General features: G+C 46.3%; 25 protein-coding genes. 12 read left to right on the forward strand and 13 right to left on the reverse strand.

Going from position 1 to position 21,782, the window contains the following annotated elements; genetic code table 11:
- Positions 1-8: 8 nt before the first annotated feature.
- From C2758_RS06475 to C2758_RS06485, 3 genes are read right to left on the reverse strand one after another with little or no spacing between them, the layout of a single operon-like run.
- Entirely contained in the window at positions 9-518 is a 510-nt protein-coding gene (locus tag C2758_RS06475; RefSeq protein ID WP_215327457.1) for a (2Fe-2S)-binding protein, read from the reverse strand.
- Positions 519-560: 42 nt separating this feature from the next.
- Entirely contained in the window at positions 561-1,415 is an 855-nt protein-coding gene (locus C2758_RS06480) for a xanthine dehydrogenase family protein subunit M (protein ID WP_215327458.1), read from the reverse strand.
- Between the two features lie 40 nt (positions 1,416-1,455).
- The gene (locus tag C2758_RS06485) at positions 1,456-1,932 is read right to left on the reverse strand and encodes a CoxG family protein (protein ID WP_215327459.1); all 477 of its coding nucleotides are present in this window, start codon (positions 1,930-1,932) and stop codon (positions 1,456-1,458) included.
- A 105-nt stretch (positions 1,933-2,037) separates the two neighbouring features.
- On the opposite strand from C2758_RS06485, the gene C2758_RS06490 reads away from it, so the two are divergent.
- The 8 genes from C2758_RS06490 to C2758_RS06525 all read left to right on the forward strand — a co-directional run bounded on the left by C2758_RS06490 (position 2,038) and on the right by C2758_RS06525 (position 9,217).
- Positions 2,038-2,748, forward strand: coding sequence for a TetR/AcrR family transcriptional regulator (locus tag C2758_RS06490; RefSeq protein ID WP_251369153.1), 711 nt, complete (start codon positions 2,038-2,040; stop codon positions 2,746-2,748).
- A gap of 1 nt (position 2,749) precedes the next feature.
- Positions 2,750-3,208: a VOC family protein gene (locus C2758_RS06495; protein WP_215327460.1), complete on the forward strand. Its 459-nt coding sequence runs from the start codon at positions 2,750-2,752 to the stop codon at positions 3,206-3,208.
- Between the two features lie 6 nt (positions 3,209-3,214).
- Complete coding sequence (locus tag C2758_RS06500) at positions 3,215-4,453, forward strand: FAD binding domain-containing protein (RefSeq protein ID WP_215327461.1); 1,239 nt, start codon at positions 3,215-3,217, stop codon at positions 4,451-4,453.
- A gap of 104 nt (positions 4,454-4,557) precedes the next feature.
- Positions 4,558-5,793, forward strand: coding sequence for an ABC transporter substrate-binding protein (locus C2758_RS06505; protein WP_251369154.1), 1,236 nt, complete (start codon positions 4,558-4,560; stop codon positions 5,791-5,793).
- A gap of 118 nt (positions 5,794-5,911) precedes the next feature.
- The gene (locus C2758_RS06510) at positions 5,912-6,766 is read left to right on the forward strand and encodes a branched-chain amino acid ABC transporter permease (RefSeq protein ID WP_251369155.1); all 855 of its coding nucleotides are present in this window, start codon (positions 5,912-5,914) and stop codon (positions 6,764-6,766) included.
- Positions 6,767-6,780: 14 nt separating this feature from the next.
- On the forward strand, positions 6,781-7,743 hold the full coding sequence (locus C2758_RS06515) for a branched-chain amino acid ABC transporter permease (protein ID WP_215327463.1): 963 nt from the start codon (positions 6,781-6,783) through the stop codon (positions 7,741-7,743).
- Positions 7,740-8,495 carry an ABC transporter ATP-binding protein gene (locus C2758_RS06520; RefSeq protein ID WP_215327464.1) on the forward strand — a complete coding sequence of 252 codons (756 nt, stop codon included), beginning with the start codon at positions 7,740-7,742 and terminating at the stop codon, positions 8,493-8,495. Before C2758_RS06515 ends, C2758_RS06520 begins: the two co-directional genes overlap by 4 nt.
- Before the next feature lie 17 nt (positions 8,496-8,512).
- On the forward strand, positions 8,513-9,217 hold the full coding sequence (locus C2758_RS06525) for an ABC transporter ATP-binding protein (RefSeq protein ID WP_215327465.1): 705 nt from the start codon (positions 8,513-8,515) through the stop codon (positions 9,215-9,217).
- Positions 9,218-9,233: 16 nt separating this feature from the next.
- Here C2758_RS06525 and C2758_RS06530 read toward each other — a convergent pair whose 3' ends face one another.
- Positions 9,234-9,737, reverse strand: a complete 504-nt coding sequence (locus C2758_RS06530) for a YqaA family protein (RefSeq protein ID WP_215327466.1) — start codon at positions 9,735-9,737, stop codon at positions 9,234-9,236.
- 144 nt (positions 9,738-9,881) lie between these two features.
- Here C2758_RS06530 and C2758_RS06535 point away from each other — a divergent pair, with 144 nt between their 5' ends.
- Both C2758_RS06535 and C2758_RS06540 read left to right on the forward strand, forming a co-directional pair.
- Positions 9,882-11,051 carry an acyl-CoA dehydrogenase family protein gene (locus tag C2758_RS06535; protein WP_215327467.1) on the forward strand — a complete coding sequence of 390 codons (1,170 nt, stop codon included), beginning with the start codon at positions 9,882-9,884 and terminating at the stop codon, positions 11,049-11,051.
- 45 nt (positions 11,052-11,096) lie between these two features.
- Entirely contained in the window at positions 11,097-12,281 is a 1,185-nt protein-coding gene (locus C2758_RS06540) for a CaiB/BaiF CoA-transferase family protein (RefSeq protein WP_215327468.1), read from the forward strand.
- Here the strand turns inward: C2758_RS06540 and cls are convergent.
- Genes cls through C2758_RS06555 form a run of 3 tightly spaced genes read right to left on the reverse strand, consistent with a single transcriptional unit; the run spans position 12,278 to position 14,702 of the window.
- Positions 12,278-13,753, reverse strand: a complete 1,476-nt coding sequence (cls, locus tag C2758_RS06545) for a cardiolipin synthase (protein ID WP_215327469.1) — start codon at positions 13,751-13,753, stop codon at positions 12,278-12,280. The genes C2758_RS06540 and cls overlap by 4 nt on opposite strands.
- Positions 13,750-14,502 carry an endonuclease/exonuclease/phosphatase family protein gene (locus C2758_RS06550; RefSeq protein WP_215327470.1) on the reverse strand — a complete coding sequence of 251 codons (753 nt, stop codon included), beginning with the start codon at positions 14,500-14,502 and terminating at the stop codon, positions 13,750-13,752. Before C2758_RS06550 ends, cls begins: the two co-directional genes overlap by 4 nt.
- A complete protein-coding gene (locus C2758_RS06555; RefSeq protein WP_215327471.1) occupies positions 14,502-14,702 on the reverse strand; it encodes a hypothetical protein in 201 nt (66 codons plus the stop codon). The genes C2758_RS06550 and C2758_RS06555 overlap by 1 nt, the downstream gene beginning before the upstream one ends.
- 66 nt (positions 14,703-14,768) lie before the next feature.
- Here C2758_RS06555 and C2758_RS06560 point away from each other — a divergent pair, with 66 nt between their 5' ends.
- Positions 14,769-15,464, forward strand: coding sequence for an ABC transporter permease (locus C2758_RS06560; RefSeq protein WP_215327472.1), 696 nt, complete (start codon positions 14,769-14,771; stop codon positions 15,462-15,464).
- Positions 15,457-16,167 (forward strand): ATP-binding cassette domain-containing protein, encoded by a 711-nt coding sequence (locus C2758_RS06565; protein WP_215327473.1) that lies wholly within the window; start codon positions 15,457-15,459, stop codon positions 16,165-16,167. The genes C2758_RS06560 and C2758_RS06565 overlap by 8 nt, the downstream gene beginning before the upstream one ends.
- Here C2758_RS06565 and C2758_RS06570 read toward each other — a convergent pair whose 3' ends face one another.
- From C2758_RS06570 to C2758_RS06595, 6 genes are all read right to left on the reverse strand, one after another.
- Positions 16,168-16,452: a hypothetical protein gene (locus C2758_RS06570; protein WP_215327474.1), complete on the reverse strand. Its 285-nt coding sequence runs from the start codon at positions 16,450-16,452 to the stop codon at positions 16,168-16,170.
- 10 nt (positions 16,453-16,462) lie between these two features.
- Positions 16,463-17,521 (reverse strand): formate dehydrogenase subunit gamma, encoded by a 1,059-nt coding sequence (locus C2758_RS06575; RefSeq protein ID WP_215327475.1) that lies wholly within the window; start codon positions 17,519-17,521, stop codon positions 16,463-16,465.
- A 29-nt stretch (positions 17,522-17,550) separates the two neighbouring features.
- The gene (locus C2758_RS06580) at positions 17,551-17,802 is read right to left on the reverse strand and encodes a hypothetical protein (RefSeq protein ID WP_215327476.1); all 252 of its coding nucleotides are present in this window, start codon (positions 17,800-17,802) and stop codon (positions 17,551-17,553) included.
- On the reverse strand, positions 17,799-18,458 hold the full coding sequence (fdh3B, locus tag C2758_RS06585; protein ID WP_215327477.1) for a formate dehydrogenase FDH3 subunit beta: 660 nt from the start codon (positions 18,456-18,458) through the stop codon (positions 17,799-17,801). Before fdh3B ends, C2758_RS06580 begins: the two co-directional genes overlap by 4 nt.
- A 27-nt stretch (positions 18,459-18,485) precedes the next feature.
- Positions 18,486-21,470 (reverse strand): formate dehydrogenase subunit alpha, encoded by a 2,985-nt coding sequence (locus tag C2758_RS06590; RefSeq protein WP_215327478.1) that lies wholly within the window; start codon positions 21,468-21,470, stop codon positions 18,486-18,488.
- Positions 21,471-21,531: 61 nt separating this feature from the next.
- Positions 21,532-21,753 (reverse strand): formate dehydrogenase, encoded by a 222-nt coding sequence (locus C2758_RS06595; protein WP_215327479.1) that lies wholly within the window; start codon positions 21,751-21,753, stop codon positions 21,532-21,534.
- Between the last annotated feature and the right edge of the window lie 29 nt (positions 21,754-21,782).

The raw sequence follows: 21,782 nt of genomic DNA on the forward strand, positions 1-21,782 counted from the left end.
CAGTCTTCTTAAGCGAGAGCAACAACAGGTTTAATTTTTTCACCTTTGGCACGAGCTTCAAGCACGGCCATGATGGCGTCTACTATGGAATGGTAGCCTGTGCATCGGCAGTAGTTTCCAGAAATCCATTCACGCACTTCTTCACGGGTAGATTGAGGCTGTTTTTCTACTAATTCAGCTGCAGCAAGCAACATCCCAGAAGAGCAGAAACCGCATTGCATTGCGTTATGACGCATGAAGGCTTCTTGTAGATCTGCTAATGCCCCGCTCTTGGTCAAACCCTCGATTGTTTCCACTACACATCCATCAGCTTGTACGGCCAGATATAAACAGCCACGAATAATTTTGCCATCCACCTTCACGGTACAGGCGCCACAAGCCCCCTGCTCACAACCAAGGTGTGGACCCTTGAGATGAAGATCTTCTCGCAAAAAATCCACCAAATGCCGACGTGGCTCAATTTCCGCATTGACTGTCAAACCATTGACGGTCATAGTAATTTTTTTCTTTAAGCTCATTGGAATCTCCGAACTAAATTTATCTTTTGATATATTGATTACTTAAGCAATTAAGTGCTTTAAGCCACGCTCCAATAAAACACCAATCAGGTGTTGCTTAGTTTGGGCACTGTTAGTAATATCTGCGATCGACTCAATCTCTTGCCTTGCGGCAGCAACTGCATTTGCGATTAATTCGTCATTAAGTGGCTTACCATCCACCAAGGCTTGAGCCTTCTTCGCCATGATCGGTGTAGCGCAAACAGAGAAGAATGTGATAGTGCAATCACTCAGGACATTACCTGCCTTATTGGCAACTAAAGCTAGTCCCGCAATCGCATAATCACCGTGTCGACGAGCTAGCTCATGGAAATAAAACACCTGATTACTGCTCGCGATAGGAATTTCCGTTGCTATCAGAATTTCATTGGGCTCTAGAGAGGTGGTGTAAAGATCAATGAAAAAGTCTTGCGCTGAAATTCGACGCTCTCCATCAGGGCCGCCGATTAGCATGGTCGCATTCAGTGCCAGGCTACAGGCAGGCCATTCAGCCGCAGGATCTCCATAGGCCAAAGAGCCACCCCAAGTTCCTAAATTGCGGATCGCTCTATGTGCGATATGCGGGGCCGCAGCTTTGAGAAGTGGTGCATGCTGGGCAATCAGCTTGGAGTCTTCAATCTCAGTATGGGTTACTAATGCCCCAATACGTAATTGGTCTCCGCTAACTGAAATGCCTTTTAATTCGTCTAAATTTGTGATGTCAATCAGTATGCTGGGTTCAGAAAGACGCAGGTTCAAGGTAGCTAATAGCGTCTGTCCGCCTGCAATCAATTGCGCGTCTTCACCCGCTTCGGCCAACATAGCCAAGGCATCGCTGAGAGCCTTCGGTTTTGCATAATCAAATGCTGCTGCTTTCATTGTGTCTCCTTCACTACTTTTATATTGACATCGCCTCGCATTATTCAGCTTGCGGGTCTGATTCCACCGGCGTTATTTCACCACCCAACTCTTTAGCAAATCGCTGGAAAAAATCATCCGCGATCTTTTTAGCAGAGGCGCTAATGAGTCGCCCACCAATTTGCCCCAGCTTGCCGCCAATAGAGGCCTCAGTCGTATAGGAAACCAGTGTCCCGCCCTCGGCAGACTTCAACTCAACCCGTGAACGACCTTTTGCAAATCCCGCAGCACCACCCGAGCCCTCAAAGGCCATAGAGCAGGACTGATCTGGAATGACATCACTTAAAAATAGCTTTCCTGAAAATCTGGCTCTGACAGGCCCAATTTTGAACATCACCTTGGCATGAATCTCCTCTGGAGAGACACGACTGATTTCCTCGCAACCTGGAATGGACTTTGCCAGCACATCAATATCATTCAAGCCCTTCCACACATCTGGGATTGGGGCTGCAATGAGCTGCTCGCCATTTAATTCCATTACATCTCCTCGGGGTTTGTACGAATAGAGTCTTATCTACCAATTGCTCAACAATGTACCATTATTTAACTTTTGGTCAATAAGCCCAAATTCGGATAAACCCTGATGACAATGAGTTTCGATCGAGACAGCAGTGCTAGAGGCAGTATCACTACAGAAGTAGCTTCATCTAGTACGCCTGCACGTCGCAGAATGAGTACTGTAGATCGTAAGCGTCAGATTCTGGATCGTGCAATTCAGTACTTTGCAAAGCATGGAATTGATGGGCAACTCAGGAACTTAACAAAGGGATTGGGTGTTACCCACACCCTGCTATATCACTACTTCCCCACCAAGGACGCTCTAATTAAAGCAGTCTATGAGGATGTCTTCGAATCACGTTGGAAGCCGGAGTGGGAGCACCTGCTCGATGACAAGAATCTTTCTCCAGAAGAAAAATTCAATGCCTTCTACATCGACTACTCAAACACCGTACTGACCTACGATTTTGTACGTATTTTAATTTTCTCAGGCCTAAGCGATCACTCCATCAGTGACCGATTCTTTGAATTATTGCGCGATCGACTATTGCCGCGCCTGATCCGAGAGACCCGTAAACACTGTGGTCGTAGCTCGCGTAGCAAGCCTTCGCAGCGAGAATTAGAGTTTTTAATGGGCTTGCATGGCGGTATCTTTTATATTGGTATGCGACGTTGGATTTATGGGCAAGCCATTTACGACTCCGGTAACCCCCATACCGAACAAGAAATTATTCAAGATCGTATTAGCTCTTACCTCACTTCAGCAAAAACTTTATTCAATACCGGCAAAAAATAAAATGACCAACTTAAGCTTAAATCACTTCTCCATTCGCAGTCTAGAGATTGAACAAACTACCAAGTTTTACTGCGATGTCTTCGGATTCACAGTGGGACCTCGTCCCGATTTTCCTTTTCCGGGCGTCTGGCTATACAACGGCGATCCAAACGATTGGGCTAACGCAGTTGTGCATCTTATTGCGATTGATAAAAACAATCCGAATGGTTTGAAACAATATCTTGGGGAGCGAGATCCTAGCTCACTCTATGGCTCTGGGGCAGTAGATCACATCGCCTTCTTTGCCACGGGATTAGAAGCCAAACTGGCGCTGCTGGAGAAGTTGGGCGTACCTTGCAGACAGCGCACCGTGCCCGCAATTAAATTACACCAAGTCTTTATGGATGATCCTAATGGCATTGTGGTTGAACTCAACTACCCTGCTGCAGAAAAGGCGGCACTAGATGCCAAGGCTGCATAAGTAAAGATGGCCAAAATACTTGTCATCGGCGGATCTCTTGGAGGCTTGTTTGCAGCCAATATATTGCTGCGCCAAGGGCATGATGTCACCTTGCTAGAAAAAGCAATCGGCTCCTTAGATGGTCGAGGTGCCGGAATCGTGACCCATGATGCTCTTGCAGATGCTTTAAGTGAGGCAGGTATTCAAGTAGATGACAGTCTAGGGGTTGCCGTATCAAAGCGGGTTACCTTAGGTGTTGATGGCAAGAACCTAGGTGAAATGCCGCTCCCGCAAATCTTGACTTCATGGAGTCGCTTATATCACCTATTAAAAGAGAATTTTCCAAGCGAGCGTTATTTACAGGGTAAGAATGTCAAAGTAGTGACGCAGGACTCTCATAGCGTTCAGGTCAGCTGTGAAGATGGCAGCGCTTTTCAGGCAGAGCTTCTGATTGCGTCAGATGGCATACGCTCCACAGTCCGATCCCAAGTAGCACCAAATATCCAGCCTGAATACGCAGGATATATTGCGTGGCGTGGAGTTTGCGATGAGAGTAATTTATCAAATTACACCCTAGATACTCTATTTAATTATTTTGGATTTTGCTTGCCTAATGGTGAACAGATGCTGGGCTATCCAGTTGCAGGGCCTGGCAATGACACTAGACCTGGCAAGCGTCGTTATAACTTTGTTTGGTATCGCCCTGCATCTGAAGATGATGAGCTAGTCAAGTTGCTGACTGATGCGGATGGTCACTATTATCCGACTGGCATCCCACCGCTAAAAGTCTCATGGAAACATATTGCCGAAATGCGCACAGTTGCGCGCGATATTCTGGCGCCACAATATGCAGAAATTTTAGAAAAAACACCCTCACCTTTTTTGCAAACGATTTATGACGTTCGTTCGGAGCAAATTGTCTTCGGGAGAATTGCCTTAATGGGGGATGCTGCTTTTGTTGGTAGACCTCATGTGGGCATGGGAGTTACCAAAGCAGGTGATGAGGCAATGGTCATTGCACGTCATATCGCGGCCTTAGGGGCAACTCCTGCAGCACTGGAAGCCTACAGCAAGGAGCGTCTCGAGTTTGGGCAACAGGTTGTTGCAAGAGCGCAATACTTAGGGCGCTATATGCAAGCACAAGGCAGCAAAGGTAGCAGAGATAACACAAGCCTGCGTAGAAATGCAGATACCGTCATGGCAGAAACAGCCATCGATATCAGCACTCTATTGGTGGCTGGAAAAGCAGTGCCAGAGTCGCATTAACTTAAAGCCGTTGTAGATTTTAGTATCACTAGAAGCATTCAGTTAAGATTTATATATTACGAAGTAGCCCTATTAACAAACTGCTTTAAATGGAGGAGACAACCATGAAACAAAAAGTAACGAATCAAACAAGAAGAAAAATGTTGATCGGCGGAGCTGCTGCTGCAAGTACTCCACTGTGGATGAATGTAGCCAGCGCCCAGGCTGAACCAATTAAGATTGGTTTTCCGACACCGCTAACTGGGCCATTTTCTGCAGAGGCGCAAGATCAAGTAAAAGCAGCCGAATTAGCCATTAAAGAATTTAATGACGCTGGTGGCTTTAATGGTCGCAAAGCTGAACTGTTAGTTCGTGATGACAAACTCAATCCAGGTGAAGCTGCAACGCGCACTCTCGAGTTAATTGAAAAAGATAAAGTGAATTTTGTTGTGGGCTCACTATCAGCTGCAACTCAGCTTTCTATCAATGCCGTTTGTAAAGAGCGCAAAGTTCTTTTCAATTCCATTAGCCAATCTGATGCGATTAATGAAGTAAAAGACTGGAGTATTTACACATTCCACGAAGCGCTTAATCCAACTATGACAGCAGGTGCAGTGGCGCGCTACTCCATTCCGCGTTTCGGCAAGAAGATCGTTTTCCTCACTGCTGACTATGCTTATGGCCATGAGATGGTGCGCGCTTTTGAGCGTGTAGGCAAGGAAATGGGTGCCACTACATTGGCTGATATTCGCCATCCCTTGGGCGCATCTGATTACTCCGCATTCTTGCCGCGTATTAAGGCCTTGAATCCCGACATCTTGGTGCTTTGTAACTTTGGTCGTGACCTTGTGAATGCGGCCAAACAATGTACCGACTTTGGCTTGAAGTCCAGCATGAAAATTGTGACTCCAGTCTTGCTCTACACCGCACGCCTTGCTGGTGGACCAGAAGCATTCGAAGGTATCGTCGGCGGTACTTCTTACTACTGGGGTCTCGAGGACCGCATCCCTACAGCCAAGACTTTCAATGATGCATTCCGTAAGATGTACAACGGTTCAGTACCATCAGACTACGGTGCGCTAGGTTACGCCGGAGTAAAAACAGTTCTTGCTGCTGTGAAGAATGCTAAATCTACCGACACAAATAAAGTCATTACCGCATTAGAGAATCTCAAATACGACTTTTATAAAGGTCCTGAGTACTATCGCAAGTGTGATCATCAGGCAGTGCAAACGGTCATCATTGTGGAATCCAAATCTAAGAACATGAAGGACAAGTATGACGTCTTTAATATTCTGACGATTGAACCGACTACTGAGAAGAATATGCGTAGTTGCGCGGAGCTAGGCCACAAGGCTTAAATCTGAAATTTCAGGGCAGATCAACTGATTTGCCCTGAGCACCTCCCCTGATGCGAATAGCTGAAGGGGAGTTTTTCTGAGTATATATATGACCGGTCTTACATTTGAACTTCTCTGCATGCAGCTACTCACAGGAATTGCCCTGGGTAGCATCTACGCCCTTCTAGCGCTGGGTTTGTGCCTGATTTTTGGCATGCTCAATGTAGTGAACTTTGCACACGGCGCCTTCTTCATGGTTGGCGCATTTATGGGCGTCTATTTTTTAGGCGTCACTGGTAACTTTTGGTTCAGCTTAATTCTCACACCGCTTGCCACTGGAGCCCTCGGATTATTAACTGAGCGATTCTTGGTACGCCCCCTTTACGGTCGAGGTATCGACTACCCACTGCTCCTCACCTTCGGCTTATCTTATGTACTCATTGAGGCAATGCGCGTCACTTTTGGTATCGAAGGTCTGCCCTCCGTTACTCCCGACGGACTAAAAGGTACCCTCGACGTTGGTATTGGCTTCTTCCCCAAATATCGTCTGTTCCTAATTGCAGCTACAGCCGTCATCATTTTTGCAGTCTGGTTTTTTATTCAAAAGACTCGCTACGGTCTCATCATCAAAGCAGGTGCTGCCGATCAAGAGATCGTTAAGGTACTTGGTGTAGATATTGCTAAGGTGTGGCTAATGGTATTCGGACTGGGCTGCGCGATCGCTGGCCTCTCCGGAATCTTGGCCTCGCCTACTCGCTCGGTTAACCCAGAAATGGGTATTCCGATCTTGGCAGAATCCTTTGTTGTAACGGTTGTGGGCGGTATGGGCTCACCAGTCGGCGCGGTTGTCGCAGGTCTATTGGTTGGTGTGGTTTACAGCATGACCTCCCTATTCTTCCCAGAACTTGCAGAGCTTTCAATCTTTGTTCTGATGGCAGTAGTGCTCTTAATTCGCCCGCAAGGTTTATTTGGTAAAGCGGGGGCGATGGGTTAATCCCCAGAATACTTATGAAATCATTTTTCCAGTTCATTGCACGCCACCGCGTGCTAGCAAGCACCCTCTTCTTGATGGTTTTTCCTTTCATCATGCCGTATGAAGCGCTTGCTATTAATATCCTGATCTTTGGCTTATTCGCCATGGGATTCAATCTCTTGTTCGGCTACATGGGGCTACTATCTTTCGGACATGCAGCCTTCCTTGGTATAGGTAGCTATCTGACCGGTATTGGGATCGTCCACTACTCTATGCCTTGGGGTTCGGCGATATTGGTAGGTGTCATTGGCGCGGCTATTGGCGGACTACTAATGGGCTTTCTAGCCATTCGCACTAGAGGCATTTACTTCTCTATGGTGACACTTGCATTAGGTCAAATTGTGTTTTATTGCTTTTACAAGGCCGAGAGTTTGACTGGCGGGGAAAATGGCTTAAGAGGAGTGCGAGTTGATAACTTCAACATTCTTGGTATCACGGTGGATTTTCTAAATCCCTTAGTGAAGTATTACATCATTCTCTTTTTTGTAGTCATCGCAATGTGGCTCATATCCCGAATCTTGAGCTCCCCTCTGGGCGCCGTAATGGAGGCGATTCGTGAGAATGAAAAACGTGCTGCAGCCTGTGGCTTTGACGTCGCCCGCACCAAACTATTGGTTTTTGTGTTGTCAGCTGCAATCTGTGGCTTAGCAGGTTCATTGCGCGCTCTACACCTTTCAATTGTTCCCATTGATTCACTCCACTACCTCCAGTCCGGACAAGCGGTCATGATGAGTATCTTGGGCGGTATGGGCACTTTCTTTGGGCCATTCATTGGCGCTGCAGTTATGCTTTATTTAGAAGATGTGGTCACCACCTTTACCAAGCATTGGATGGCTATTATTGGACTGGTATTTATGTTCTTCGTTCTGTTCTTCCCTAAAGGAATTTGGGGAAGCATCTTGAGCAAGCTAAATCTCAATCAGGATTCGAAATCATGAGTAGCTCAAATCCAACTCCAATTCTAGAAGCTCGTAATATCAGCAAGAGCTTTGGGAAGTTTAAAGCGCTGCAGAATGTCTCAACCACATTTATGCCTGGCTCCCTCACGGCAATCATTGGACCGAATGGCGCAGGCAAAAGCACCTTCTTTAATGTACTGAGTGGCGCTTTTCCGCCTTCTAGCGGACAAATATTATTTAATGGTAAAGATATTACTGGTATGGAGCAATATGAGTTTGCTCGTATCGGTATCTCTAAGAGCTTTCAGATTACTAATGTATTTAAGCAGCTCACCGTTCATGAAAATGTGCGCGTTGCGGCCCAAATGGAAACGGCGCGTTATAACTTTTTACGTAATGCACAAAGTTATCCGGGGCCCATTGAGCTTGCAGATCAACTTTTACGTCGCGTCAACTTAGAGCATCTCAGAAATAAAAAAACGGGTGACTTGGCTCATGGTCAACAACGTGCTTTAGAAATTGCGATGGCCCTCGCTTGCAATCCTAGCCTTCTTTTACTAGATGAGCCAACCGCAGGCATGTCTCCTGAGGAAACACTCGTCATGATGGACCTCATTCGCACACTAGCAAATGAAAGAACAGTAATTTTGGTTGAACACAAGATGAAGCTCATCATGGGCTTATGCAAACGTATCATTGTTCTGCATCATGGTGAGTTTTTAGCTGAAGGCACGCCAGAAGAAATTCAAAATAATGCAGAGGTACGACGTGTGTACCTAGGTCAAGGTTAAAGGTTAAAGGTTTATATATGTTGCGTGTAGAAAATTTAAATGCCTGGTACGACCGTAGCCATGTTCTGCAAGGCGTCTCTTTAGAAGTTAATAGCGGTGAAATCGTTACTTTAATGGGTCGTAATGGCGCCGGTAAGACCACTACCCTACGCTCTTTAATGGGTCTACTGTCTAAGAGAGAAGGTAAAGCCTCTATTGATGGCACCTCTTTCTTGGATCTTGCGGCACATGAACGCTATCACTTAGGCTTAGCTTATGTCCCGGAGGATAGGCGTATTGTTCCAGGATTAACTGTCAAAGAAAACTTGGAGTTGGGTGTGATTGCCAAAAAAAGTCGCGGCGATATGAGTGCTCTAGTTGATGAAATCGCAGAAACCTTCCCTCGCCTGAAGGAGCGATTGCAGCAGGATGGTACTTCGATGTCTGGTGGAGAACAGCAGATGCTAGCGATTGCTCGCGCCATGATTGCCAAGCCAAAAGTGATCTTGCTAGATGAACCATCGGAAGGGATCATGCCGGTATTAGTTGAAGAAATGTTTGAACTGTTCGCCAAACTAAAACAGCAGGGTTTAACCATTCTCCTCGTAGAGCAAAATGTTCAGCAAGCACTGAAGATTTCGGATAGAGCTTATATTTTGGATCAGGGTCAAATTGTTTTCCACGACACCGCTCAAAATCTCTTGAATAACGACGAGATTCAGCAAAAATACTGCGCTGTTTAATCTTTCAAAGTTTTGCTTAGATTAGACCTAACCAATGTCCTAATTGGTGCCAAACGCTGGTAGGGACCAAAGTTAATAACCAGGTCATCGTGAGATAGCGCAGTAACTTACCAATAAACATATAAATTAAGCATGGGGCCCAAGCCAACCTGAGCCACCCTGCCGCCAAACACAAGGGGTCGCCAAAGCCCGGCAACCAAGATAACAAGAGCATCTTTGGGCCCCGCTCTTCGAGCCAGCGCTGCATTCTGCCATTAGTGGGCCCTTTAAGGGATTCAAAACTGTTGCGGCTAATCAGTCCGAGCCACCAGTCAAGCATACCCCCCAATGTATTGCCGATAGTGGCAACCATAATGGCGATCCAATATAAATGGGGATTAACTGAGACGTAGCCAAACAGTATGGGCTCAGAGCCAACAGGCAATAAAGTTGCGGAGATAAAAGCGCTGATAAATACCGCTGGCAAGCCAATCGATGGCATCCCAAAGAAGTCAAAGAATTGACTGAGCATTTGCTCCATTAAGCAATGACTCCGGATAAGAGGGTATTAAAGGGCTGAATCATAAGCTCAGTATGCCCCATCCTCGACCGCCCGCTATTCTCAAATCTTGCTTAAACTATAGGTCTTGCACATTAGTTGCTCCATTTACTCACTCATTAATCTATGAATCACCCCATCCCTAAGCCAGATCAATATCAAGACATGCGTGAAGCTTTGCGCGACCTCTGTGGCAGCTTTGACTCTGCTTACTGGCAGAAGGTTGATCATGAGCGTGACTATCCTGAGGCGTTTGTAGATGCTATGGCCCAAGCGGGTTGGTTAGCAGCACTCATTCCTGAGGAATACGGTGGCTCTGGCTTAGGTCTTGCCGAAGCTTCGGTGATCATGGAAGAAATTAATTTCTCTGGTGGTAATGCCGGCTCTTGTCATGGTCAGATGTACAACATGGGTACCTTGCTGCGCCATGGCTCCGACTTGCAGAAGAAACTCTATCTTCCCAAAATCGCTACCGGTGAATTGCGCCTCCAGAGTATGGCGGTGACTGAACCAACTACAGGCACCGATACGACTAAACTCAAAACTACTGCCGTCAAAAAAGGTGATAAGTACATTGTGAATGGTCAGAAGGTTTGGATCTCCCGTATTCAGCATTCTGATTTGATGATTCTGCTCGCGCGTACTACTCCATTAGTAGATGTCAAGAAAAAATCAGAGGGTATGTCGATCTTTATCGTTAATCTCAAAGACGCTATCGGCAACGGTATGTCTATTCAGCCGATTGCCAATATGGTCAATCATGAAACCAATGAAGTCTTCTTTGATAACTTAGAGATTCCAGCTGAGAACCTCATTGGCGAAGAAGGCAAAGGCTTTAAGTACATCTTAGATGGCCTCAATGCTGAGCGCGTCCTTATTGCTGCTGAGTGCATTGGTGATGCCTATTGGTTTGTAGATAAATCACGTCGTTATGCTAATGACCGTGTGGTATTTGATCGCCCCATCGGTAAGAACCAAGGTATCCAGTTTCCTATTGCCGACTCTTTTATTGAGACCGAGGCCGCTAACCTGATGCGCTTTAAAGCATGCGAACTTTTTGATAACAATCAAGCTTGTGGTGCAGAGTCCAACATGGCAAAGTACTTGGCTGCAAAAGCTTCTTGGGAAGCGGCAAACGTTTGCCTGCAAACGCATGGTGGCTTTGGTTTTGCTAATGAATATGATGTTGAGCGTAAGTTCCGCGAAACCCGCCTCTATCAAGTTGCACCCATCTCCACGAACTTAATCTACTCCTACGTTGCAGAGCATATTTTGGGTCTACCACGCTCCTTCTAATGTTGTAGATCTTTTGATTGATTCTATTTTTAGATAAGTAATGACATGAGTATTCGTCCTTTGGATGGCATCACTGTGGTTTCTCTAGAGCATGCTATTGCCGCTCCTTTTTGCACTCGCCAATTAGCTGATTTAGGTGCGCGCGTTATCAAGGTAGAGAGACCTGGTGCCGGGGACTTTGCCCGTGCCTATGATGAGCGCGTCAATGGCATGTCCTCTCACTTCACTTGGGTCAATCGCTCTAAAGAAAGTCTGACCTTAGATCTCAAACAAGAATCTGCGCTAGCAGTATTAAAGATGCTACTCAAAACAGCTGACGTTTTGGTGCAAAACTTGGCGCCTGGTGCGGCAGCCCGCATGGGATTGACTGCAGAGCTCCTACAAAAAGATAATCCGGGTTTGATTTTGTGTGACATCTCAGGTTACGGAAATAATGGTCCTTATCGCGACAAAAAGGCCTATGACCTATTGATTCAGAGTGAGGCTGGGTTCTTATCCGTTACCGGCACTCCAGAAACCCCTAGTAAAGCAGGTAACTCGATTGCCGATATTGCTGCAGGCATGTATGCCTACACCAATGTACTGGCAGCACTATTACAACGGGGCAAGACTGGCAAGGGATCTACGATCGATGTTTCTATGCTCGAGTCTTTAGGTGAATGGATGAGTTACCCACTGTACTATGCCTATGAGGGTGCGACACCCCCTCCTCGTAATGGTGCATCTCATGCCACGATCTATCCTTATGGGCCATTTAAAGCGGGCGATGGTGGCACCATCATGCTAGGCTTACAAAATGATCGTGAGTGGGTTTTATTCTGTGAAGTGGTACTTGAAAATCTAGCCCTCGCCAAAGATGAGCGCTTTGATAAAAACTTCAAACGTAATGAAAAGCGCGATGAATTACTCTCCATTATTGATGCGTGTTTTAGCAAACTGACTACCGAGCAGGTCATAGCAAAGCTAGATCAAGCACAAATCGCCAATGCCCGACTAAATGATATGCAGGGTTTATGGAATCACGATCAACTCAAAGCACGAAAGCGCTGGGTACAAGTCGGATCACCCGTAGGCCCTATTCCAGCGATGCTGCCGCCTGGTAGTAATAACAGCTTCGACTACCGTATGGATGACATTCCTGCGGTGGGGCAACATACTGCAGCTATCCTAGCTGAACTTGGTATTGCCGCAAGTGGGATTGAGGAAATGCGTAGCCAAGGAGCGATTTAAAGTAGAGGCGAAGCAAGGTGTGCCGCGTTCTCTAACAAAACACGCCAACGTGGTCGCTTAGCCCAGTTGATTGGATCAACTAAATCAGATTGGGCTAAGTAGGACTCAATCAGTGTCTCAAGCTTGGCGCAAAACGCATCGTTGTAGACAATTAAGCTGATTTCAAAATTGAGGCGCAAGCTGCGCTGATCAAAATTCACTGATCCAAAAATTGCGACCTGCTTATCTATTAGCAAACTCTTGGTATGCAATAAGCCGCCATGGAATTCAGCGATATTGACGCCAGCATCCATCAGGTCAGCATAAAAGCTATGACTACTCCAGGCGACTAGCGCTGAATCATTCAACTTAGGAACAATTAAAGTGACCTTCACACCGCGACCAGCTGCTGCCATCAGCGCCTGAATCAAGCCATCATCCGGACCAAAGTAAGGCGTAGTAATGATGAGTTCTTTGCGTGCATCCATGATGGCGGAGAGTAATACCTGATACAAGATGTCATCGCGATACACCGGACCAGAAGAAAACTCTTGGGCAAGAACTCGTCCCTCAATCGGACTGGGAGTGGGTGCCACAGCTTTGAAGTGGTTTATTGTGGCGTTGTCAACACTCCAGTCAAAAGAGAATGTCAGCTCAAACTGAGATGCAACTGGGCCTTCAATTCTGACCATAGCATCTACCCACTCACCCACACCAGAGTCTTGCTTAAAAGTGCGTGGATCAACCATATTCATACTGCCAGTCCAAACGACGGCGTTATCAATCACAAATATTTTGCGATGTAGTCTGAGATCCGCACGGCGAAATTGGAAGCGTCCAATTTGAATTGGTAATGCCTCAGTCACTTGAATACCAGCATTTCTAAAACGATGAGGCCAGCTAGATTTAAACCAATCTTTACTTCCCAATGAATCCAATAACACCTTACAAACCACGCCACGTTTAGCCGCCCCAATTAAGGCCTCGCCCACTCGATCAGCATCGCCACCCAACGCCCATATATAAAATTCTAAATGCAGTGATTTTTTTGCCTGATTAATTTCGTCAATAAAATCCTGTAGGATTTTTAGTGAGCTCGTAAATAACTCGATCTTGTTGCCAGCAATCACAGGAGATCCATTTTTGGATTCTGCTAATAAGCTAAGAGCCCTACCCTCGATTGGGAGTTGCAACTTATCGGCTTGATAGTGCTGACGCATCTCTGCCGTGATAGCTGCATATTCTTTATCCATCCGAATAATTTTTCTCGTGAGCTTGCGACCTACGGGGCGCTCTCCAATCAAGATATAAAGACTGATACCTAGAATTGGAAATAAGACCACAATCAAAAACCATGCAATTGCAACACCGACTGGTCTTCTCACAGAAATTAATCTAAATCCAAACAGAATCACAATGACTGCATGAACTATGGGAACCCAAATTAAAGAGAACCCAAAAATAGAGCCCAATAGAAAATTTAATATGCTCATATGATTTCCAGTTCAGCAGTAATACCTAAGTGATCGGAGAGCTTTAACCATTCATGCAAAACTGCTGCCGAATGAATCCTTAAGCCTCGTACATAAATTCGGTCCATGGGAAGCAGAGGCTTCACACTGGGAAAGGTTTTTGCAGGAGCGCCTGTAAGCACCTCAAAAACCTCTTGAAAACCAGCGGCACGCATTGGAGCGCTGACACGATTACGCCAATCGTTAAAGTCACCCGCCACAATGGTTGGCCCGCCCTCTGCGAGTGAATCAATGTAACGAATAATTTCATCTAATTGACGCTCTCGCCCTCTTTCAAATAAAGCCAGGTGGACACAAAAACAATGAATCGGCGTTTCATTGCCCTCTAGCCGAGTAACGCTATGAAGCAAGCCCCGCCTCTCGAATCGATAGGCTGAGATATTGTAGTTTTCACCCTTGTGTAATGGTCTCTTTGAGAGAATGGCATTGCCATGATGACCATCGGGATACTCAACATTTTTACCGTAGTGCCAATCATGCCAAAAGTCTTCCGATAAAAAATGGGTGAGCTCTGTTATTGGCCATTGGCCAAATCTCCTGATCCGTCCACGATGCTCTTGCTGAAGCTCTTGTAGAAATAGTAAGTCCGGATGATGGCTGCGCATTTTTTGACGCAACTCATAGATGGTAGATTTTCTATGCAAGGGTGATAGCCCCTTGTGGACATTCATGGTCATGACGCTAAAGCGACCTAGTTGCACTGCTGACATCAAAACTGTCCTGCGGCGCGCTGTCGTCGCACCCGTGCTGAATAGATTTCACTCTCAACTAAATCTTGGCACTGCATACACTTATTGCAAATAGCGGCTTGATCGCGCAACTCTTCAATCGAATCGATCGGATGCCCGTCGAGATATTCGCGAAGATCAACATCAAGGACCTCGTTACAGAGGCAAATGACTTCAGCCATGAGTTCAAAAAAGAGAAATTGTTTGCATTTATGTCATTTTGCCATCGCCTTGCTAGAATCTAGCCCATGTTGATGACCTTTCAGGATGCTTTCGGACTACTTTTGCATTTAGATGCCGGGGTCATTGGCATTGTGCTGGTTTCGCTTCAGGTTAGTTTTAGCGCTTTATTACTGGGCACCTTACTAGGACTACCCATTGGCGCCCTATTAGCTACAGAGGAATTTCGGGGCAAGCAAACCATTACGCTGATCTTGAATACCCTCATGGGCGTCCCAACCGTGATTATTGGCGTCATTGTGTATCTACTGCTCTCCAGAACAGGGCCTTTAGGAGTATGGGGATGGCTTTTCACGCCCAAGGGCATGATCTTGGCCCAAACACTGCTCACAACCCCCTTAATTGCGGCCCTGAGCCGACAAATCCTAGAGGATTCTTGGAGAATTCACCGGGATTCATTTATGGCACTTCGCTTACCTAGACTATCTGCCCTGAAATGGCTTGTTTGGGACTGTCGGTTTTCTCTCACGATTGCAGTTTTAGCGGGGCTGGCTAGAGCCATATCTGAGGTTGGTGCAGTCATGATCGTCGGCGGCAATATCGATCAATCTACTCGTACCATGACAACAGCAATTGCACTTGAAACCAGTAAAGGCGATCTCCCATTGGCACTTGCTTTGGGGATTGTTTTGTTGGGCATTGTTTTGCTGGCAAATCTCTTTACATTTGCAGTTCGCCAGATTGCGGAGCGTCGCTATGGTTAATCACTCGGAACAATTTAAGCAATTTGTCGAGTTCAAAGACGTCATTGTTAAACGTGATGGGCGGATCATCTTGGATATTCCTCATGCAGTGATTCCAGCTGATCGAATTTGCGCTTGTATTGGCCCCAATGGTGCCGGCAAAACAACTTTCCTAAAATTAATTGACGGCCTAATCAAACCAGACTCGGGCACTGTTACCCACTCAAGCGGTCCCATCAAATCGTCCTTGGTATTGCACCATACGCCGATGATCAAAGCCTCAGCACGAACTAATATTGCGATGGTCAAAGACTCAGACTCCTCAATCAACTCTATTGCTATTGATGTGGTGATGGAACAGATCGGCTTAAGTCATCTTGCCAATAGTCCTGCGCATAAACTCTCGGCAGGTGAAAGACAAAAGCTTTGCTTGGGTCGAGCTATTTTGCAAAAGCCTCACTTGGTTTTGCTAGATGAACCTACGGCTAATTTAGATCCAAACACTACAGAACAAGTTGAAGAAATCATTCGCCAATTTAAATCTCAAGGCTCTGATGTCATCTTCACATCCCACCAACTTGCACAAGTACAAAGAATCGCTGAATACATCATCTTCATTGATGATGGTCAGATAAAAGAAAAAGGACCCGTAGGTCCCTTCTTTGCCGATCCTCAGACACGAGCAGCTAAACGCTACTTACATCAAGAGTTACTCGTCGACTAATTACTTTGCTGCTGGTGCCGGGGCTGCTGCTGTTGGTGCACCCGGAGCAACAAACGGTGGCGGGGCAACGCAAGCCGCTGGTGCTGGAGTGCCAGGAACACGGTATTGATCAGCCACCTTATTGATTGCTTGGCATAACTGAAAAGCGCCTACTCGACCGGCATAAGCTGTCTTAGCTTTTGCGAGATCATCAGCTGCTTTGGCTTCAGGAGTGAGCGGCGGCAGAGTAGCAAACACTGAAGCCGATGCAAATGTACAGAGCATTAAAGCGATGAGTTTTTTCATGGCCTTGTCCTTATTTATTAACCTTGTTGTACCAGATTTCATGGTGTTCTTTAGCCCAGGTACCGTCAACGTAACCAGTCTTCATACCATCGAGCGAACCTTGCATACCAATCGATCCGATGTAGATATGACCCATAGCCATCGTAGTCATCAAGATTGAAGCTGTGCTGTGAATGATGTTAGCCAACTGCATGGTTCCACGAATGTATTGAACTTCCATGAAGGGAACAATCATGTCGAGTACAAAACCAGATCCTGAGATGACCAAGCCTAAGAAAGTCATACCAAACCAGAACCAGATTTTCTCACCGAAGTTAAAGAAGCCTGCAGGCGGATGTTTTCCACCGAACATGCCACCAAAGGACTTAATCCAAGTGAGGTCGCCCTCTCCAGGAATATTTCTAGTAGCAAAGAGCAAGAAGAAAATCACCACGCTCAGAGTAAAGAGTGGGCCGGAGTAATTATGAATATTTTTGCAAATATTCAAGAAAGTGCCATAGGCAACACCACCCATTATTGGCATCACAAAAAACTTGCCCCACAAAATCAACATACCAGTCAAAGCTAGTCCAATAAAGCTAAAAGCCATTACCCAGTGAGTAAAGCGCTCAAAGCCGTTAAAGCGTTTGATTTTTTGACCAGACATCGGCGCATGTAATTTAATTGGGCCCTTGATGATGAACACGGCTGCGATGCCGAAGAAAGCAAGGGCTAGTAACCAGCCGCCATAAACCGTGATGACGCCATTACGAATAAAGCGCCATTGCTGACCAGCGCGTTGAATCAACACACTCGCTTCTTTATCTGGAATACTGATAGTGTTGTAAGGATCGCTGTTTGCTGAGTTCCAAAGGAACTGCTCACCAACCTGAGCAGAATTTGCAGGCTGAGATTGAGCTTGGCTGCCATCAGAAACAGCGCCAAGGTTCTTTGGATAGTCAATACCACTTGGAGATGGTAGCGGTGGCATTGGCGCACGCTCTGCCATGGCAAGACCGCTAAGCAAACTTAGCGATACGCCAAGGGCTAGCAACCAGGAGCGACTAACACTAGAGAATGATCGATTCATACAAATATCCTTAAACGTTTTCATTTTATTTATTGTTTAACTGATGACTTAAAGCGTGAATACTCAGATTGATTCTGATTACGCTTATCGACCGACTCGGTCCAGCTTTTTTCATCCTTTGGAGTCCAACCCTTAGTCATGAAGCCGTTATCAGCCCCCATGTAAGGTGCAACGTCTGGACGCTTTGCAGCTTTAGCCGCAATCTCAGGAGGCTCGGAGCAAGCAGCCAAGGTGGCGCCTGCAACGAGACATAAACCAATGGTTTTTAGATTAAATCTCATGATTTAGCTCCTGGGATTTTGTCAGCAGGCGTTGGTTTTGGCGCAGGAGAATCCATTGGGCCGTAAGCAGTAGACCAACCGAAAATATCCTTACTTGGATACCTACCATTTGCTTCGCGAACAGAAACACGCTTGGCGTAAATAGAGGAGATCACTTCGCTATCACCACCGATCAGTGCCTTAGTTGAGCACATCTCTGCGCACAAAGGCAGCTTACCTTCTGCCAAACGATTGCGACCATATTTCTCAAATTCCGCAACGCTGCCATTGGCCTCAGGACCACCGCTACAGAAGGTGCACTTGTCCATCTTGCTACGGACACCAAAGGCGCCTGAGCTCAAGAACTGTGGCGCACCGAATGGGCAGGCAAATGAGCAGTAACCGCAACCGATACAGATATCTTTGTCATGTAAGACAACGCCTTCGTCCGTACGGTAGAAACAGTCGACCGGACAAACAGCCATACAAGGCGCGTCTGAACAGTGCATACATGCCACTGAAATTGACTTTTCCTTGCCGATGATGCCGTCGTTCACCGTGACTACACGGCGACGGTTAACACCCCAAGGTACTTCGTTATCGTTCTTACAGGCTGTGACACAACCGTTACATTCAATACAACGCTCTGTATCACAAATAAATTTCATTCTTGCCATTGTGTTCTCCTGACTTTATTTTTTAACTTAGGCAAATTTTTCGATTTGGCACATGGTGGTTTTAGTCTCTTGCATCATCGTCACCTGGTCATACCCGTAGGTAGTTGCAGTATTGACCGACTCACCCAAAATAATTGGTGACGCACCTTCTGGATAGTACTTACGCAAGTCAGCTCCTTGCCACCAACCAGAGAAGTGGAACGGTACAAAAGCAGTTCCTTGATCAACGCGCTCGGTAACCATCGCACGAACTTTGATCTTGGCACCTGTTGGTGATTTAACCCAAACATAGTCCCAGTTTTTGATACCGCGAGCTTCAGCAGCTTTTGGATTAATTTCCACAAAGTTCTCTTGCTGCAACTCTGCCAACCAAGGGTTAGAACGAGTTTCCTCACCACCACCCTCATACTCAACCAATCGACCTGAGGTCAGGATGATTGGGAATTTCTCGTACAACTTATCGCTCAAGTTTTTATCTTGCACTGTTTTGTACAGAGTTGGCAAGCGCCAGAAATTCTTCTTATCCGCAGATGTTGGATATTTGCGCATCATTGGCTCGTTAGTACTATACAAAGCCTCGCGGTGGACTGGAATTGGATCAGGGAAGTTCCAAACTACAGCACGGGCCTTGGCGTTACCAAATGGGTGACAACCGTTTTTCATGACAACGCGCTGAATACCACCTGATAAGTCCGTCTTCCAGTTCTTACCTTCAGCAGCTTTTTGCTCATCCTCAGTCAATTGATTCCACCAACCGAGTTTCTTCACCAGTACATGGTCAAACTCTGGATAACCCGTCTTGATTGCTGAACCCTTAGAGTAAGAGCCATCTTCAGCCAGCAAATTCTTGCCATCTTTCTCAACACCAAAGTTCGCGCGGAAGTTACCACCGCCCTCCATCACAGACTTGCTGGTGTCATAGAGATTCGGTGAGCCTGGATGCTTAATTGCTGCAGTACCGTAACAAGGCCAAGGCAAGCAATAGTAATCACCGGTTGTGTCATAGCCCGATACTGGGTCTACACCACCCCTGGATTTAAGCGTCTTAGGATCAAAAGTTCCTGCCATTCTCATGTGCGCTTTAATACGCTCAGGAGTTTGACCGGTATAACCAATCGTCCAAACAGAGCGGTTAATTTCTCTGAGGATGTCTTCAATCAGCGGCTCTTTCCATTGCTTACCAGCAAACTTGGAGCTCTGCATCTTGAAATTCTTGGAAAGCTCTTGACCAAAACCAAGACGATCAGCAAAGGCTTGCATGATGACGTGGTCAGGTACAGACTCGAACAATGGATCGATGACTTTCTCGCGCCACTGAACCGAGCGATTCGATGCAGTCGCTGATCCACAAGTTTCAAACTGGGTTGTAGCTGGCAAGAGGTATACGTTACGGTTCTTGTTAACTGAGTTACCTTCAGCAGGAGGCATTGCAGCCATTGCAGCTACTGCTGTTGGGTATGGATCAACCACAACGAGCAGATCTAACTTGTCCATCGCGCGCTTCATATCTAAGCCGCGAGTTTGAGAATTTGCTGCGTGCCCCCAGAAGAACAAGCCTTTAACGGCTGTTTGCTGGTCGATCATGTCATTCTTCTCTAGTACCGCATCGACCCAACGAGAAACAGTAGTACCTGATTTCTCCATCATGTCTGGTGCGTAGCGCCCTTTAATCCACTCGTAGTCAACATCCCAAACAGTCGCGAAGTGTTTCCAAGAACCCGCTGCCAAACCATAGTAGCCAGGTAAAGAATCTGGGTTAGGGCCTACGTCAGTAGCGCCTTGAACGTTACAGTGACCACGGAAAATATTGGTTCCGCCGCCGGACTTACCGACGTTACCTAATGCCAACTGCAAAATACAGGAAGCACGGACCATGGCATTGCCGATGGTGTGCTGAGTTTGACCCATACACCAAACAACTGTGCTTGGACGATTTTTTGCCAATGTCTCAGCAACTTTGTAGACTTCCGCTTCTGGAACGCCGCAAGCCTCTTCAACGTTCTTTGGTGTCCACTTCTCCATCACTTCTTTACGAATCTCATCCATACCGTATACGCGGTCATTGATGTACTTTTTATCTTCCCAGCCATTATTGAAGATGTGATACAGAACACCGAACAAAAATGGAATATCAGTACCTGAACGAATTCTGACGAATTGATCAGACTTAGCGGCTGTTCTTGTGTAGCGTGGATCAACTACAACAACCTTACAGCCGTTTTCCTTCGCATTGAGCAAGCTCAACATCGATACCGGATGGGCCTCTGCTGCATTGGAGCCGATATACATGGCAGCTTTGGAGTTCATCATATCGTTATAGCTATTGGTCATTGCGCCATAGCCCCAGGTGTTTGCAACACCGGCAACTGTGGTTGAGTGACAAATACGAGCTTGATGGTCTGTATTGTTCGTTCCAAAGAAAGAAACCCACTTACGCAGTAAATAGGCTTGTTCGTTGCTGTGCTTAGAAGACCCAATAAAGAAAAGAGAATCAGGGCTGTATTTTGTACGGAGATCTTTCATCTGCGCAGTGATTTCAGTTAAGGCCTGATCCCAAGAAATCTTTTGGTATTTGCCATCAACTAGCTTCATTGGATAACGGAGACGGAATTCACCGTGACCGTGCTCACGCAGTGAGGCACCCTTGGCGCAGTAAGCACCCATGTTGATTGGAGAATCAAAGTTGGAATCTTGGCGAACCCAAACACCGTTCTCAACAGTAGCATCGGTTGAGCAACCCACTGAACAATGTGAACAGACCGTTCTCTTCACTTCAATCTTGCCCTTGCCGTCTAACATCGCTCTATTCGGCTCAGCAACCGCTTTTTGTACGAAGCTCAGTTGGCTAGCTGCAATTCCTGCACCCACACCAACGCCAGAGCGCTTCAAAAAGGTTCGACGATCCATTGTTGGTACCGCAGACTGAAGTCCGCGTGAGAGGCTACCAATAAGGCGAGATGCAGGCGTAGAGCGGCTGCTTTGTGAAGTATTAGATTTGCGAGTCAGACTCATATCTTGTCCCTGAGTAATATTTTTAATTAACTATTTCGAAATGACTAAATCAACAAATGGTTTAAAGCATGGTGGTTTCGTAATACTTACGAATGTGCGCTGTGAGTTGATAGCCATCATCTTTACCCTGCACAGTGCTGCCAATTTCTTGAATAACTGCTTTGCCAATAGGCGTTTGGGAGGCTATTGCTACGGCACCAACAGTGGCACCTGCCCCGATGAAAAACTTCCTGCGGGAAGGCTTGTTTTCTTCGATTACTACGGCTGTAGATTTGGTGCTCATCGTATGCTCCTGTTTAGTGCTCATTTGAT

The organism is Polynucleobacter sp. AP-Sving-400A-A2 (genome assembly GCF_018688155.1).
Lineage (GTDB): Bacteria > Pseudomonadota > Gammaproteobacteria > Burkholderiales > Burkholderiaceae > Polynucleobacter.

What these genes read in the sequence shown, in the direction of transcription:
- C2758_RS06475 (WP_215327457.1), bottom strand. Translation starts at nt 518, where the DNA reads ATGAGCTTAAAGAAAAAAATTACTATGACCGTCAATGGTTTGACAGTC.
- C2758_RS06480 (WP_215327458.1), bottom strand. Translation starts at nt 1,415, where the DNA reads ATGAAAGCAGCAGCATTTGATTATGCAAAACCGAAGGCTCTCAGCGAT.
- C2758_RS06485 (WP_215327459.1), bottom strand. Translation starts at nt 1,932, where the DNA reads ATGGAATTAAATGGCGAGCAGCTCATTGCAGCCCCAATCCCAGATGTG.
- C2758_RS06490 (WP_251369153.1), top strand. Translation starts at nt 2,038, where the DNA reads ATGACAATGAGTTTCGATCGAGACAGCAGTGCTAGAGGCAGTATCACT.
- C2758_RS06495 (WP_215327460.1), top strand. Translation starts at nt 2,750, where the DNA reads ATGACCAACTTAAGCTTAAATCACTTCTCCATTCGCAGTCTAGAGATT.
- C2758_RS06500 (WP_215327461.1), top strand. Translation starts at nt 3,215, where the DNA reads ATGGCCAAAATACTTGTCATCGGCGGATCTCTTGGAGGCTTGTTTGCA.
- C2758_RS06505 (WP_251369154.1), top strand. Translation starts at nt 4,558, where the DNA reads ATGAAACAAAAAGTAACGAATCAAACAAGAAGAAAAATGTTGATCGGC.
- C2758_RS06510 (WP_251369155.1), top strand. Translation starts at nt 5,912, where the DNA reads ATGCAGCTACTCACAGGAATTGCCCTGGGTAGCATCTACGCCCTTCTA.
- C2758_RS06515 (WP_215327463.1), top strand. Translation starts at nt 6,781, where the DNA reads ATGAAATCATTTTTCCAGTTCATTGCACGCCACCGCGTGCTAGCAAGC.
- C2758_RS06520 (WP_215327464.1), top strand. Translation starts at nt 7,740, where the DNA reads ATGAGTAGCTCAAATCCAACTCCAATTCTAGAAGCTCGTAATATCAGC.
- C2758_RS06525 (WP_215327465.1), top strand. Translation starts at nt 8,513, where the DNA reads ATGTTGCGTGTAGAAAATTTAAATGCCTGGTACGACCGTAGCCATGTT.
- C2758_RS06530 (WP_215327466.1), bottom strand. Translation starts at nt 9,737, where the DNA reads ATGGAGCAAATGCTCAGTCAATTCTTTGACTTCTTTGGGATGCCATCG.
- C2758_RS06535 (WP_215327467.1), top strand. Translation starts at nt 9,882, where the DNA reads ATGAATCACCCCATCCCTAAGCCAGATCAATATCAAGACATGCGTGAA.
- C2758_RS06540 (WP_215327468.1), top strand. Translation starts at nt 11,097, where the DNA reads ATGAGTATTCGTCCTTTGGATGGCATCACTGTGGTTTCTCTAGAGCAT.
- cls (WP_215327469.1), bottom strand. Translation starts at nt 13,753, where the DNA reads ATGAGCATATTAAATTTTCTATTGGGCTCTATTTTTGGGTTCTCTTTA.
- C2758_RS06550 (WP_215327470.1), bottom strand. Translation starts at nt 14,502, where the DNA reads ATGTCAGCAGTGCAACTAGGTCGCTTTAGCGTCATGACCATGAATGTC.
- C2758_RS06555 (WP_215327471.1), bottom strand. Translation starts at nt 14,702, where the DNA reads ATGGCTGAAGTCATTTGCCTCTGTAACGAGGTCCTTGATGTTGATCTT.
- C2758_RS06560 (WP_215327472.1), top strand. Translation starts at nt 14,769, where the DNA reads ATGTTGATGACCTTTCAGGATGCTTTCGGACTACTTTTGCATTTAGAT.
- C2758_RS06565 (WP_215327473.1), top strand. Translation starts at nt 15,457, where the DNA reads ATGGTTAATCACTCGGAACAATTTAAGCAATTTGTCGAGTTCAAAGAC.
- C2758_RS06570 (WP_215327474.1), bottom strand. Translation starts at nt 16,452, where the DNA reads ATGAAAAAACTCATCGCTTTAATGCTCTGTACATTTGCATCGGCTTCA.
- C2758_RS06575 (WP_215327475.1), bottom strand. Translation starts at nt 17,521, where the DNA reads ATGAATCGATCATTCTCTAGTGTTAGTCGCTCCTGGTTGCTAGCCCTT.
- C2758_RS06580 (WP_215327476.1), bottom strand. Translation starts at nt 17,802, where the DNA reads ATGAGATTTAATCTAAAAACCATTGGTTTATGTCTCGTTGCAGGCGCC.
- fdh3B (WP_215327477.1), bottom strand. Translation starts at nt 18,458, where the DNA reads ATGGCAAGAATGAAATTTATTTGTGATACAGAGCGTTGTATTGAATGT.
- C2758_RS06590 (WP_215327478.1), bottom strand. Translation starts at nt 21,470, where the DNA reads ATGAGTCTGACTCGCAAATCTAATACTTCACAAAGCAGCCGCTCTACG.
- C2758_RS06595 (WP_215327479.1), bottom strand. Translation starts at nt 21,753, where the DNA reads ATGAGCACCAAATCTACAGCCGTAGTAATCGAAGAAAACAAGCCTTCC.